Genomic DNA, 14,389 nt, shown 5'->3' on the forward strand with positions numbered 1-14,389 from the left:
GTGCAACACTCTAATGTATAAGAACGATTCCACCCTTATCTCATCTGCGCCAGATGAGCATGATTGGTTAATAGAAGCAGACATCACCAGCATTCAGGAGCAAATGGCACAAGGAAGCCTAACCTCCGAGATGCTGGCAGGCTGGTATTTGGAAAGAATCAACCGGTTAGATGGTCTCCTCCGCTCCGTATTGGAGGTGAATCCAGAGGCTCTTGCGATTGCTGCAAGGCTCGATCAGGAACGAAGGGATCAGGGTAGCAGGGGACCGATGCACGGCATTCCAGTCCTGGTCAAAGATAACATCAGTACAGCAGATCAGCTGCACACCAGTGCAGGAGCCTTGGCGCTTGCAGAGTGCATAGCAGCAGAAGATGCTGAGCTTATCACTCGGCTAAGGACAGCCGGGGCAGTGATACTGGGCAAAGCCAATATGACCGAATGGGCCAACTTCATGTCGCCGGCGATGTGGGCCGGATACAGCTCGCGCGGTGGTCTTGTACTGGGCCCTTACGGCCCGGGGGAGCTGTTCATTGGCGGATCAAGTTCGGGAAGTGCGGCGGCAGTTGCCGCTAACCTTGTCACCGTCGCCGTAGGTACGGAGACCTCCGGCTCCATCATCAGTCCGGCGGCCCATAACTCCCTGGTCGGCCTTAAGCCTACCTGGGGACTGGTCAGCAACCAGGGCATTATACCGGGAATCGGCAGCCAGGACAGCGCCGGTCCAATGGCCAGAACGGTCAAAGACGCTGCACTCCTGCTTAATGTATTGGCCGGGAATGCTGACTCTTCTTCCTCTGTTATACTGGATTATTCGACAGGTCTGGAGCCGGATGCGGTAAGAAACACGCGAATCGGAATTCCGCGATTCTATTATAAAGATCTGGATAGTGAAGCTCTTAAGATTATGGAATCTGCCATATTGGTCCTGAGAGAGCTGGGGGCAGAAATTATTGACCCCGTAGAGCTCCCCTGTCAGGATGCGGAATGGAAGGCTACGATTCTGCAATATGAATTCAAGCCTGGATTGAACCGCTATCTGGGAAGCCTGCCGGAATCCGCTCCTGTGCATTCCCTGCAGGAGCTGATAGATTTCAATCAGCAGCATAGCGAACAGGCACTGAAATACGGCCAGGGAACACTGGAATGGCTGAACACCTCCGGGGATGATATTACAGAGCAGGAATATCTGGAGCAGCTGCATTCTTCCCGTTCACTAGCCGGTAGTCAGGGAATCGATTATGCCCTGGAGCATTACGGTCTGGATGCGCTCCTGTTCCCTGGAGATCACGGATGTGAAGTAGCGGCGAGAGCGGGTTATCCGCTGATTACAGTTCCTGCCGGGTACACCTACTCGGGTATTGTTGCACCAGGCGGCTATCTTACCAAGGGACCGCAGGGTATCACCTTCTGTGCTTCAGCCCATAGTGAAACTATGCTGCTAGGGATTGCTTATAGTTACGAACAAGCCACGAAGCACCGGCGGCCGCCGGTGCTGGAGCCAGGCACCTCGTCAGAATAACCGGGCAAACCGCCCCTCAACCGCGTTACAACTGAAAGAGGCCGTATCCCGAACTCCGGGATACAGCCTCTTTTTAAAATATAAGAATTTATATGTTTCACGCAATAACTTATCCTTATATTTCTCGCTGAAACGATACCGTCCTTTAAAAAGGACGGCAAAGCCGTTTCCACTTGTATCACAGATATACACTCTGTCTATGCTTCCGCCGCATCCGCCAGATGGAGGACCACCGGGCAATGATCGCTGCCAAGAACATTACATTCAATTCCGGCGTCCAGCAGACGCGGGGTTAAGCGCTCTGAAGCGAGAAAATAATCGATCCGCCAGCCCACGTTCTTCTCTCTAACCTTAGGCATGTAGGACCACCAGCTGTAGGCACCCTCCAGCTCAGGATAGAACCATCTGAAGGTATCCACGAAGCCGGCTGCGAGCAGCGTGGTCATTTTGCCGCGTTCTTCGTCGGTGAAGCCTGAATTCCCCCGGTTCGATCTCGCATTCTTCAGGTCAATCTCCTGATGCGCCACATTCAGATCCCCGCACACGACAACCGGTTTATGCTCATCCAGCTTCAGCAAATAGGCACGGAACCGGTCCTCCCACTCCATCCGGTAGTCCAGCCTCGACAGATCGCGCTTGGCATTCGGCGTATACACATTCACTAGATAGAAATCCATGAATTCCAGGGTGATAATCCGCCCCTCATCCTCCGTCTCCTGCTCCAGTCCATATCGTACGGATAGCGGCTTGATTCTGGTAAATACAGCCGTACCCGAATATCCTTTTTTGAGTGCATAGTTCCAGTACCCGGCATATTCCTCCCCATGATCCAGAACAATCTGCCCCTCCTGGAGCTTCGTCTCCTGTACACAGAAGATATCTGCGTCAACCTCCCGGAAATACTCGTTAAACCCTTTATTCACACAAGCTCTCAGACCGTTCACATTCCAGGACACCAGCTTCATCGTTGTCATTTCCCCTTACCAGTCACTAGATTACATCCAGTGTACCATAGATTCGGGGTCTCTATGAACCTGAAGGTATCCTATTGAAATGTGTGAATCTCCCATGGCATACGTTACAGCAATCATAGTTTTGCCGAATATACTATCCTATCACAAGGAAAAGGAGGACATTACAATGGCTATCTTATTACCGCAACAATTCTTCAATCTGCCCGCTTCTGTAGGTAAATCTTACTATGAAAATCTGGCAGGTGGCATCAACGCGGCTGTGACGGTAAACAACAATTCCGGGTTTCCTGTGGATCTCGTTATTTACCGCGTCAACGCTCCAGTGGTCACTTATTTGATCCCTGCATTTAACAGTCTCACTTTATCCGTTCATGCCCTGCTGGTCGCAGGACTTCTGAGCACAGCTGCCGGTGCAGTCTTCGGCACAATCGAAGTGGCAACCTCTGATTTCTAATCTAATGTAAGAGTATCCCCCTCATACTCTCTCATTAACATTCCCTTGTTAAGCATCTCCGGCTGGTAGACGGCCGGGGGTGCTTTTGCATGTTCAATAGAGAAGCAGTTGCTATCATACTGTCTCTGATTCTGGCATAGGTCCGATATAAGTAGATTGTGGCCGGAAAATCCGGTTATGGGCTGACTGCTCCAGTAAATGGGCCGTCCAGCCGACAATTCTTCCCGCCGTGAATGTAGGCGTGAAGATCTCCGGCGCCAGCTTCAGCGCCTTCAAAATAGCCGCAGCATAGAACTCAACATTGGTGAACAGGCGGCGGCCCGGCTTGTATTCCTCCAGCAGCGCAACCGCTGTAGCCTCCACATGAAGCGCAAGATCAAAGTAGGCGTCCTTGCCAATCATCGTAAGCGTCGCAATCTGCAGCGCTTCAGCCCGCGGGTCCTTAGTCTTGTAGATCCGGTGCCCGAAGCCCATCAGCTTCTCCCCTGCCTCAAGCTTCCCTCTCAGCCAAGGCTCTGCGCGTTCCTTCGTCCCAATCTCCTCCAGCATCGATATCACTTCAAACGGCGCACCGCCATGCAGTGGACCCTTCATGGCCCCGATTGATCCGGCTACAGCCGCACATAGATCCGATTCCGTGGACAGCACCACCCGCCCGGCGAAGGTCGAGGCATTCATGCCATGCTCCATGCAAAGGATCATATAGGCGTTGATCGCCCGCACATGAGCCTCCTCCGGCAGCTTGCCTGTGAGCAGATACAGATAATTCGCGGCATGGCCAAGCTCAGGAAGCGATTTCAGCGGCGGCAAGCCCTGAAGGCTGCGGTACCTGTAAGCTATGATCGCCGGAAGCATTGCCGTCAGCCGCACGGCCTGCTTCAGTGTGGGCGGCCAGGTAGCGTTCTCCTCATCCCCAAGCGCAGCCACTGCACTTTGTAATACCAGCATCAGCGGGACAGAAGCCGGATACAGATCAAGCATCTTGCAGAGATATTCAGGAATCGCCCTCTCCACTGCCATTTGCGCCTTGAGCTGCGCCAGCTCCTCCGCATCAGGCAGGTGTCCATTCCAGAGCAAATAAGCGGCTTCCTCATAGCTCTTGCTCACCGCAAGCTCTTTGGCCCAATATCCGCGGTATACCAGATACCCTTTCTCTCCATCTACTAATCCAATTGCTGTCTCTCCGGCAACTACGCCTTCTAATCCCGTTACTTTAGCCATTATATCTTTACCCCTTTTCCGATCCCCGCAGGAAGAAATTCATCATATTAGGAGTATAAACTGCAAAATCTATATTGCATATTTATAGTTTTTTATGAATCCATAAGAAAAATCTATCACCTACCTCACTTAAGCTCCATGAGCTGCTTCAGTTTGGCTTCTGTACCCGATTCACCCGCTGGCGTGTAGATGCTGCAGCGCAGATCCGCTGCACCTTGCACTTGGAGGGAGGTAAGATGGAACAGCATTTTTCCGGCTTTGGCATGCCGGAATTCGAGTACAACATCCGGTGCGGAGCTGACCCGGCTCTCTTCCCATAAATGATAGAATTCCGGATGCCGTTCCTTCATCTCCGCGATGAATTCATCGTACCAGCGGTCCTCCAGGTATTGCCCGTAATAGGCTCGGAAAATCGATAAGTAACCCCGGACGAACTGCTCCCAATTCACCGCCAGCCGCCTGAACTCCTTGCGCTCGAACAGCAGTGAGATCATATTGCGCTGCTGCGGAGCCAGCTTGGCGAAATCAAGAAACACATGCGCCGCTGCCTCATTCCAGCCGACAATGCCGCAGTGCCGGTCCGAGATGATTGTCGGGCAGGTCTTCAGCTCCTGCAATATCTTCTGCAGGGACGGATGAATCACCGAAGGCTCTTCTTGGGTATAGTCTGCTACTCCCGGTCCGTTCTCCAGCGCCAGAGCGAACAAGTAACTCCGCTCATCCTTCGTCAGCTGAAGTGCTGCGGCAATACAATCAAGAACGGATGGAGATACCTTAATATCACGCCCCTGCTCCAGCCAGGTATACCAGGTGCTGCTTACTCCGGAGAGCTGCGCCACTTCCTCGCGCCGGAGCCCGGGCGTCCGCCTCCTGGTGCCCTCCGGGAGCCCCGCTGATGCCGGGGTAATGGCCGCGCGTCTTGCTTTCAGGAATTCCGATAATGCTTGAAGCCTGTTCTGATTGGACATCATGCTTCCTCCTGTCATACAGTTCGTCTGCCTGTTAGTGTAGTAGTAATTATACTAGTATAAACTACAACTTGTAATAGGATAAGCAACATGAAAAAATAAGCTTATTCAGAATAACAGGAGGAATAGCAGATGGAACGTGTCGTAATTACAGGAATGGGTGTCATCTCCCCGCTTGGCAATACTGTGGAGCAGTTTTGGAGCCGCCTTACGGCAGGAGAATCGGGGATTAGGCTGATTGATTCTTTTGATACCACCCATTTCAAAACCAAGATTGCCGGCTCGGTGCAGGCCTTCGACCCGGATGCCAGATTCGGCCGCAAGGAAGCCCGGCGGATGGACCGGTTCAGCCAGTTCGCGCTTGCCGCTGCAGAGGAGGCCTGGGCGCACTCCGGTCTCCGGCTTGAGCAGCTGGACAGGGAGCGGCTGGGCGTCTATGTAGGCTCCGGCGTAGGCGGTATCCAGACGTTAATGGACCAGGGTGAGCTGCTGCGGTCCCGGGGACCGGAGCGCGTAAGCCCTACCCTGATCCCGATGCTGATCTCCAACATGGCGGCAGCGATGATCAGCATCAAGCTCGGGGCACAGGGGCCGACACTCTCGCCGGTGACCGCCTGTTCCATCGGGAATACGGCTATTGGCGAAGCCTTCCGCCTGATCCGTTACGGCGGGGCCGATGTGATCATCGCCGGAGGTGCGGAAGCGGCGGTGACCGAGATTGCCCTGGCCAGCTTCGGCAATGCGACCGCCTTGTCTACCCGGAACGGGGACCCGCAGGGGGCCAGCCGGCCTTTTGACCGGAACAGGGACGGGTTTGTCATCGCGGAGGGCGGAGCTATTGTCATCCTGGAGTCCCTCTCCCATGCCCTGCGCAGAGATGCCGTCATCTATGGCGAGGTCACCGGATATGGCGCCAGCTCGGATGCTTATCATATGGTAGCCACTCATCCTGAGGGGATAGGAGCCTACCAGGCAATGAAGCTGGCACTCAGCGAGGCTGGCATCAGTCCCGGGGAGGTAGATGTCATTAGCGCACACGCGACCAGCACGATGGTCGGAGACCTTTCGGAGACCCTGGCGATTAAGAAGCTATTCGGCGAGCAGGCCTACCGGATTCCGGTCACGGCGAACAAATCGATGACCGGTCATGCCCTTGGCGCAGCCGGTGGTCTGGAAGCCATTGCCCTGCTGCTTAGCCTGCAGGAAGGGCTGATCCCGCCAACAATTAATCTGGAGCAGCCGGACGAATCCTGCGATCTGGATTATGTCCCTAACGTAGCCCGTCAAGCGGACCTGAAGATAGGGATTTCCAATTCCTTTGGCTTCGGCGGCCACAATGCTGTAATCGTTCTGCGCAAGTATGAAGCGTAATCGCAGCTAATGCCTATGAACAGCAAACAGCGGATCACCCATTCTAAGGGAGACCCGCTGTTTGTAATGGTTAAGTGTATGATGTCGGCTATGACTTGAATGCCCGCAGGATCAGGTTACTTTTTCTCCGGTGACACATGGCTTCCCCAGACTGCAACGCCTTCCGCTGAAAGTACCGTGAAGGTCATTACCTCGCTTGAGGCCGCTTCATTCCATTCCCGCAGGAACACCCCGCTATACTCTACACCCTCTATGGTCAGCTTCGCCATATGATCATTGCTCAAGGCCCATGTACCTGTTACTGCCCCGCTTATCGTGCCGTCTGTGTTCAGCTCCACCAACTGCGACTCCGCCAGCTCAGCCGTAATCTCCTTGCCGTGGTTCACCAGCTTGTAGGCACCCGTTACCTCCTTGGCCGTGTAATTGCCTATCTTCTCGCCGCCGTAACGGTGGGGTGCGACAACTGGCCAGCCTGCTTCATTCATGAACATCTGGTGAACCCGAACCTCATGCTGCTCCCCGAGACCCGGGAACCGCGTGTGGAAGATCAGATAATACTGCCCGCTCTTCTCATCATAGTACGCCGAATTATGTCCCGGGGAGACATAGCCTGTACCTGATCCGGCGGCTTCTTCAGCTGTATTCACAAATTCATGATTCCCCATCAGCTTCACGCCGTAAGGTGCGTAGGCCGGATCATCGAACAATACCCCAGGCGTCCCTTGCGCGTCCAGCATAGCCTTGCCTTCCGAGTCCTCGAACGGGCCAGCCGGATGCTTGGAACGGGCGACACGGATATTATAACCGCCATTCGCATCAAGCCCGCCGTAGGAGAGGAACAGGTAGTAATAGCCGGTCTCCGGGCTGTATAGCATATACGGCCCTTCAATCCGCGCATGATTCCCTCCTAGCAGCTTCTTGCCGTAGCCCTGGCCCTCCAGCGGGAAGCCCGTAGCCGGGTTAAGCTCCAAGATGAAGATACCACCGGAGTAGGAGCCGTAGACCATCCACAGCTTGCCTTCCTTATCCCAAAACACATCAGGGTCCACCACATTCGGCTTCTCCGTGGAATCGTAGACCTCTCCATCATCCCCGATGCCGGACATTCCCGACTTCAGAATAATGCCTTTATTCTTGTAAGGACCTTCTATCTCATCGGCTACAGCAATGCCAAGCGCGGACAGCGGAGAATCCCCCTTACAGGCATCGTAATACATGTAGAACTTGCCGTCGGCCAATTGAATGACATCCGGTGCCCACAGCGTATCCGACTGGGCCCAGCTAAGCGTCTCGCTAAGCTCCTCCGTTACATTCGGTATCAGTACGTTATCATCCGTCACGCCGGAAGAAATCTGCGTCCACGACATCAGGTCCTTGGATTTGGCCGAGGCCAGATGCGAACCGAACACGTAATACGTATCCTCCACCTTAATCACAGAGGGATCGTGTACAGATACATTCCCGAACTCCGGCGGCCCTTCCGGATTCCCTCCACTGCATGCCGACAGCAGAGATAAGGATATCAATGCCGTTAAGGATCTTTTTCTCATCTCATCATTACCTCCCTATGTATACCCTTACATTTTGCTGCCCAAATAAGATTTAGTCAATACTTTTATTTATATTAGTTAGTTTTGTTTTAGGTTTATATGAAATATAATCTCCCATAACCACAAAAAAACGCCAGGCCCATGAAGGCCTGACGCTAATCTAATCATTTAAACTTAGTAATCGCTGCTATTGCCGACAAGTACTGGCTCTGGATAAGCATTGCTCAACACTCGACGCTGCTTCTTCACGACATCCGGCGGCTCTACCGCTGGTGCCATCGGATGCATCAGCCAGGACTTCACAAGGTGGGAGTCCGATACCTTGTACATTGGCGGTTCCTTCTCCATGTCGATTGCCATTGCATACGTGCTGCGCAGGGCAAAGGCATCTCCCTTAGGAGGCTTAATCAGGTCGGGAGGTGTGCCCGGGATAGCTGTAAGCATCGAGCCTTTGCTCTCCAGACTTGGCATGGAAGCCAGCAGGCCCCATGTGTACGGATGTCTTGGATCGTAGAAGATCTCTTCTGCGGTACCCATTTCAACGATCTGACCGGCATACATAACAGCTACACGATCAGCCATTCTCGCCACAACCCCAAGGTCATGGGTGATGAAAATGATCGCTGTATCAATCTTCTTCTGCAGGTCCTTCATCAGATCAAGGATCTGTGCCTGAATAGTTACGTCAAGCGCGGTTGTCGGTTCATCGGCAATCAGGAGCTTAGGGTTAGCAGCCAGTGCCATAGCAATTACAACACGTTGGCGCATCCCGCCGCTGAATTCATGCGGATACTGCTGGAAACGGCGTTCCGGTGACGGAATCCCTACCAGATTAAGCAATTCAACACCACGTTTGTAGGCAGCATCCTTCGTGATCTTCTCGTGCTTGAACAGCACTTCCGTAATCTGCCGGCCAACCTTCATCATCGGGTTGAGTGAAGTCATCGGATCCTGGAAGATCATTCCGATTTCTTTGCCGCGGATTTTTTGCATCTGCTTCTCATTCTTGCCGATCAGATCTTGTCCATCGAACAGAATCTGTCCACGCTTATATTCGCCCGCAGGCTGAGGAACCAGCTTCATGACGGCTTGCGAGGTTACGCTCTTACCGGAACCGGATTCGCCAACAATCGCCAGTGTCTCCCCTTTATTTACATGAAAGCTGACACCACGGATTGCTTGAACTTCTCCTCCGCGTGTTCTGAATGATATAGCCAGGTCTTTTACCTCTAAAAGGCGCTCCATCCTGTCACCCTCTCTGTTTCTTTTCAAGTTATGATAGTGATTCCAAAAAACACGCAATACTATTATTTTATCTATCTTTAGGGGCTTACGTCAAGATTTTTCTGAAAACGTCACCGTCAACAATCATCATTCCTGGCTCTGCTTATGCCTTGTCCTCTTCTTCATCAACCCCCATACAAGCGGCGGTGTTAGAATCAACATGAGCAGCAGTGACCACCCCATGTCAGCTTCACTAACAACACCATCATGCAGCAGGCGGTAAAAAGCATACAAAGAATACGGAAATGCTATAAGCACCGCTGTCACTACACCCGGGGTGTACAGCTTCAGAACAATAGTTTGTGCCAAATGTGTGAAGACATGCAGCAGAAACACAGCGAGGACTGCTAAGTAGGGCCAGTAGAACTCTAAAAATACCGCAACGAAGGTTACCCCTACTATGAGAATATACACGAAGAGCACATCCATAGCAAAATTCCTGGTGGTTACGCCCATCATTGGCGCAATACGCTTTCGCAAAGCGGGGGAAACTGATGAGGTAACAGACTGTCCGCGCTTCTTTCCCCATGCCTCAACTGTAAGAATTTCTTCAAAATCATGAAACATAAAGCAGACAGGCAGCAGCCATAGCAAGCTTGTTAGGTCAATATGTAATTGAAGAAAGCTCATCATCCTTACATCCCTCCCTTTGCCAAAGAAAGTCGTCATCTGGTATGTTTATTTCAGCAATCCCTGCAACCACCAAACACCGATGAAAGCGAGGTAACTACTCAAATGATCATAAAACCGAGAACCCGCGGGTTCATCTGCACGACTGCCCACCCGGCAGGCTGTGCACAGCAGGTACAGGAGCAAGTGACCTATGTAAAGAACCAAGGAAGGTTTGCCGGTCCCCGCAATGTGCTCGTTATCGGCGCTTCAACCGGTTATGGGCTTGCCGCACGAATTGCAGCAGCCTTCGGTGCAGGAGCAGCCACTGTAGGTGTCTATAGGCCGAGTACAGCCAGCGAGACCCGGACTGCTTCCGCAGGCTGGTATAATTCCGCAGCGTTTGAGGAAATGGCCCACACAGCGGGCCTGCGCTCTTATAGCGTGTGCGGGGACGCTTTTACCGCTGAGACGAAAGAACGGACCATCGAGTTGATCCACAGCGAGCTTGGACAGGTTGACCTGGTCATCTACAGTGTAGCCTCGGCGCGCAGAACAGACCCGCAGACCGGAGAAGTTCATCAATCTGTGCTGAAGCCCATCGTCAACCCTTATACCAATACAACGGTCAATTTCCATACCGGAGAACTAAGTACCGTACAGATTGAACCAGCTATCGAAGCTGAAATCGATGATACAGTTCATGTGATGGGCGGGGAGGACTGGCAGCTATGGATTGAAGCGCTCCGGGAGTCCGGCGTTCTGGCAGCAGATGCGGTTACCCTCGCCTTCTCCTATGTAGGTCCAGAGATAACACAGGCTATCTACCGCGACGGCACGATTGGCCGGGCTAAAGATCATCTGGAAGCCACAGCCTTGCAGCTGAATGCAGAATTATCACGAACGGGCGGCCGCGCTTATGTAGCAGTCAGCAAGGGTCTGGTGACCCAGTCCAGCTCGGCGCTTCCTGTAGTTCCGCTATACATCTCAGTCCTCTACAAGGTCATGAAAGAACAGGGAGTGCACGAAGGCTGCATTGAGCAAGCCTACCGGCTGTATACCGGTTTCCTGTACAACCCGGAAGGGACTCCGTTAGATACACAAGGGCGTATCCGGATAGATGACCATGAGATGAGCCATGCCGTGCAGACAGAAGTGGACCGGATATGGCCCATGCTACGCACGGAGAATGTCTACGAATATTCCGATCTGGCCGGTTACAGACGCGAGTTCTTCCAGTTGTTCGGCTTCGAATCCGGCGGCGTTGACTATGAAGCTGATATCAATCCGGTAGTTACCATCCGCAACAGTTACTGAGGATGAACAGGCCTTAAGGCCGGATCTCAGAAAGAGAACCGGCCTTATGAGTATGCTATAGTACCAAAGCTGTGAACCGTGTCCAGGATTCCGCAAGATTATCGTGCACCCAGTTAATATGATTCTCATCCTTATACTGGCGTGAGTAACATTCGATCACTAGGATCAGATCCAGATACAGGTCATATAGCTGCTTGCGCAGAATTTCATTCCGGCTGGCAAAAGCCGACCCATACCCTTCATAGAACGCTGCCGAGCTCTCGAAATGCCGGAAATAATACTCCAGCAGCACATCGCCCCACATCGCCCGCTCCCAGTCAATAATCGATACGATTACCCCATCCTGTACAAAAAGGTTGCCGCCCCACAGATCCCAGTGTACCAGCCGCGGCTGCGTCACTTCATCCAGGGCTGGCAGATACAGCTCCACCACCTGCTCTATTTCCTGCTGACCAGCCGGTAGCCGTGCCTCCAGTCTGACCGCATCCTGAAGCACATTCAGCAGCATAGACTTGAAGGTCTCCCTCCAGGTGAGTCCGCTCCCGTCAGGCTCTTTGCCGAACAGCCCGAAGGCTGGCCCTTCAATCGCATTGATTCTCCGCTGGTACCGGCCCAGCTCGAATTCAATGGAATACCGTTGTTCCTCGGTGAGACTCTCCTTCACCTCGTTATACGGCTGTCCTTCAATCTTCTCCATGAAAAAATAAGGACACGGAACCAGCTGCAGACTGTCGTCATAGCTGTACACTTCCGGCACAGGCACACCGCCAGCAGCACGTACCAGCCGGAGAGCCTCCACCTCAGCACGCATGATATCCTTCTCGTAGCTAAGAGTCTCTGTCTCCGGGTCCGGAGCTACCTTAAGAATGACCGAGCGGCCATCGCTTAACTCCAGATCATAGGCCGTATTAAAGAATCCACCGGTCAGCTCCCTGCTGCTAACGATCTGTACATCTGTGCCAAAGGCTGCAGCAGTCAATAGACTCAGCTGCCAGTCGTTCAATTGGACTTTAGTGAAGCTCTCCACCGGTTAGACCCACCACATCTCAGACAGCGGCTCTTCGATCAGCACCTGCTTGAGATTGTCAACCGCTTTGGAGAAGCCCTCTTCAATCGACATCAAGCCGTCTTCATGCTCGATACTGACTACAAAGTCGTAGCCTACCAGACGCAGTGCGCTCATCATATCTGCCCAGACCTTGACATCGTGTCCGTAACCTACGGATCGGAACTGCCAGGCGCGGTCCAGCATGTTCGCATAAGACTGCATGTCCGTCAGGCCATACTTGTTGACGTTCACCGGATCAATAACGGTATCCTTCGCATGGAAGTGATGGATAGCGCCTTCACGGCCGAGAATATGAATGGCCTGTACCGGATCAATTCCCTGCCACCACATATGACTCGGGTCAAGGTTCGCCCCAATGGCATCCCCGGCAGCTTTTCTTAATCTCAGCAGAGTGGCCGGAGTGTGTACCGAGAAGCCTCCGTGCAGCTCAAGACCAATCTTCACATCATGTGCAGTAGCGAAGGCCGCCTGCTCTGTCCAATAAGGAATGACCTTGTTCTCCCACTGCCAGGCCAGAATCTCCTGGTAATCATTCGGCCATGGGGCAACCGGCCAGTTCGGATATTTCGCGCCTTCATGATCGCCCGGACAGCCGGAGAAGGTATTCACAACCTTGACGCCCAGCTTCTGTGCAAGCTTCACGGTGTCTACAAACACCTCATGATCCTTGTCTGCCAGCTCCTTCTGCGGGTGCAGCGGGTTGCCGTGGCAGCTTAGCGCGCTGATGATCAAGCCGCGGGATTCAATTTGCTGCTTGAATTCCTGAAGGGCCGCTTCATTCTCCAGCAGCTCCTTGGGATTGCAATGGCTGTTCCCGGGATACCCTCCGGTACCGATCTCAACAGCCTTAAGTCCTTTGGAGACCACATAATCCAGTGCATCCTCCAGCTTACGGCCGCCGAACAACACCATAAATACTCCAAGTTTCATTTGCAGATTCCACCTCTCCTAGGGTCGTATTGGAGCCTGCTTAAGCTCCGTAGATATCGAAATTCTTAACAGTCTCATTACGCTCTGCAGCTTCGAAGATCGCCTCAATTAGTCTCAGCACACGAAGCACCTCGGCATTCTTGACAACCGGCTCCGCCGTGCCTTCGATGACAGCGGCCAGATTATCATAGAAGCTGGAGGGCATCTCTAATGCCGCAGGCAGATCTTCAAGGACTGTTGAACCTTCTGAAGGCGGGGCCATTGTCTTGGTCAAGCCTACACCTGCGCGGATCGGTGTCGGTTCAATCTTTTCCGATTCGTGGTTGGGGGCTACAATTCTGCCTCTCAGTGACCAGTCTTCAATAATAGCGGTTCCCCCGGTGCCCTTCACATACCATCTTGGCATCGTGATGAAGTTGGTTGTCCCTACCTCCACGATGGCTCTGATGCCATTCTCGAACTGCAGCACTGCATCGAAGCCGTCATCCACGTTATTGCCGAGGACAAAGCTCAGACTGCTGCTGACACTGCTCACCTTGCTGTCAATCATGAACAACAGCTGATCCAGCAGATGCACGCCCCAGTCCAGCAGCATCCCGCCGCCTTGCTCCTTCACATGGCGCCAGTCGCCGGGAATTCCGTTGGCACCGTGCACCCGGGATTCAATCTGAAAGAGTGATCCAATCGTCCCCTGCTCATACATCTCCCTGATCACGCGGAAGTCCTCATCCCAGCGTCTGTTCTGGTGCACCATCAGCACCCGTCCGGCCGCCTCCGCAGCAGCCTGCATCTCGATGAATTCAGCCGAGGACATGGCCACCGGCTTCTCACAGACTACATGCTTGCCTGCCTGAAAAGCCTGAAGGGCGATGTCCTTGTGGACATCATTCGGTGTAGCGATCAGAACGATGTCCACAGCCGGATCTGCCAGCACTTCTTCATAGCTGGAATACGCGGTGTAGCCTGCTTCCTCAGCCAAGGTGCGCCGGTTCTCCAGCAGATCGAAGGCACCGGTTACTACCACCCGGTCACTCTCTTTGATTAATTGGGTATGGTAGCTCCCCATTCCGCCGTAACCAATGATGGCTACAGTATGTTTGATTGAACTCATGGATTCCACTCC

The 14,389-nt window shown here is 53.1% G+C and carries 13 protein-coding genes; 4 read left to right on the top strand and 9 right to left on the bottom strand.

The window, feature by feature from the left end; translation table 11 throughout:
• The first annotated feature begins 13 nt into the window (after positions 1-13).
• Positions 14-1,519 carry an amidase family protein gene (locus C162_RS11035; RefSeq protein ID WP_036694357.1) on the top strand — a complete coding sequence of 502 codons (1,506 nt, stop codon included), beginning with the start codon at positions 14-16 and terminating at the stop codon, positions 1,517-1,519.
• Positions 1,520-1,716: 197 nt separating this feature from the next.
• Here C162_RS11035 and C162_RS11040 read toward each other — a convergent pair whose 3' ends face one another.
• Complete coding sequence (locus C162_RS11040; RefSeq protein WP_036694359.1) at positions 1,717-2,484, bottom strand: exodeoxyribonuclease III; 768 nt, start codon at positions 2,482-2,484, stop codon at positions 1,717-1,719.
• 175 nt (positions 2,485-2,659) lie between these two features.
• Here C162_RS11040 and C162_RS11045 point away from each other — a divergent pair, with 175 nt between their 5' ends.
• On the top strand, positions 2,660-2,947 hold the full coding sequence (locus C162_RS11045) for a hypothetical protein (protein WP_036694360.1): 288 nt from the start codon (positions 2,660-2,662) through the stop codon (positions 2,945-2,947).
• Between the two features lie 114 nt (positions 2,948-3,061).
• On the opposite strand, the gene C162_RS11050 is transcribed toward C162_RS11045, so the two are convergent.
• Together C162_RS11050 and C162_RS11055 are read right to left on the bottom strand one after the other, a co-directional pair.
• Positions 3,062-4,168 (bottom strand): citrate synthase/methylcitrate synthase, encoded by a 1,107-nt coding sequence (locus C162_RS11050; protein ID WP_036694361.1) that lies wholly within the window; start codon positions 4,166-4,168, stop codon positions 3,062-3,064.
• 125 nt (positions 4,169-4,293) lie between these two features.
• On the bottom strand, positions 4,294-5,136 hold the full coding sequence (locus C162_RS11055; RefSeq protein WP_036694362.1) for a helix-turn-helix transcriptional regulator: 843 nt from the start codon (positions 5,134-5,136) through the stop codon (positions 4,294-4,296).
• A gap of 132 nt (positions 5,137-5,268) precedes the next feature.
• Here C162_RS11055 and fabF point away from each other — a divergent pair, with 132 nt between their 5' ends.
• Complete coding sequence (gene fabF, locus C162_RS11060; RefSeq protein WP_036694363.1) at positions 5,269-6,507, top strand: beta-ketoacyl-ACP synthase II; 1,239 nt, start codon at positions 5,269-5,271, stop codon at positions 6,505-6,507.
• A 116-nt stretch (positions 6,508-6,623) separates the two neighbouring features.
• On the opposite strand, the gene C162_RS11065 is transcribed toward fabF, so the two are convergent.
• From C162_RS11065 to C162_RS11075, 3 genes are all read right to left on the bottom strand, one after another.
• Positions 6,624-8,057: a glycoside hydrolase family 43 protein gene (locus C162_RS11065; protein WP_036694364.1), complete on the bottom strand. Its 1,434-nt coding sequence runs from the start codon at positions 8,055-8,057 to the stop codon at positions 6,624-6,626.
• Between the two features lie 174 nt (positions 8,058-8,231).
• Positions 8,232-9,302 (bottom strand): ABC transporter ATP-binding protein, encoded by a 1,071-nt coding sequence (locus C162_RS11070; RefSeq protein ID WP_036694365.1) that lies wholly within the window; start codon positions 9,300-9,302, stop codon positions 8,232-8,234.
• A gap of 126 nt (positions 9,303-9,428) precedes the next feature.
• Entirely contained in the window at positions 9,429-9,974 is a 546-nt protein-coding gene (locus C162_RS11075) for an HXXEE domain-containing protein (RefSeq protein ID WP_036694366.1), read from the bottom strand.
• Between the two features lie 102 nt (positions 9,975-10,076).
• Here C162_RS11075 and fabV point away from each other — a divergent pair, with 102 nt between their 5' ends.
• Positions 10,077-11,267 carry an enoyl-ACP reductase FabV gene (fabV, locus tag C162_RS11080; protein ID WP_036694367.1) on the top strand — a complete coding sequence of 397 codons (1,191 nt, stop codon included), beginning with the start codon at positions 10,077-10,079 and terminating at the stop codon, positions 11,265-11,267.
• 55 nt (positions 11,268-11,322) lie between these two features.
• Here the strand turns inward: fabV and C162_RS11085 are convergent, their stop codons facing one another.
• Genes C162_RS11085 through C162_RS11095 form a run of 3 tightly spaced genes read right to left on the bottom strand, consistent with a single transcriptional unit; the run spans position 11,323 to position 14,377 of the window.
• Positions 11,323-12,294: a phosphotransferase family protein gene (locus tag C162_RS11085; RefSeq protein WP_051493394.1), complete on the bottom strand. Its 972-nt coding sequence runs from the start codon at positions 12,292-12,294 to the stop codon at positions 11,323-11,325.
• 3 nt (positions 12,295-12,297) lie between these two features.
• Entirely contained in the window at positions 12,298-13,266 is a 969-nt protein-coding gene (locus tag C162_RS11090) for a sugar phosphate isomerase/epimerase family protein (RefSeq protein WP_036694368.1), read from the bottom strand.
• A gap of 40 nt (positions 13,267-13,306) precedes the next feature.
• Complete coding sequence (locus C162_RS11095) at positions 13,307-14,377, bottom strand: Gfo/Idh/MocA family protein (protein WP_036694370.1); 1,071 nt, start codon at positions 14,375-14,377, stop codon at positions 13,307-13,309.
• Between the last annotated feature and the right edge of the window lie 12 nt (positions 14,378-14,389).

It is taken from the genome of Paenibacillus sp. FSL R7-269, from assembly GCF_000517865.1.
Classification (GTDB): Bacteria; Bacillota; Bacilli; order Paenibacillales; family Paenibacillaceae; genus Paenibacillus_AQ.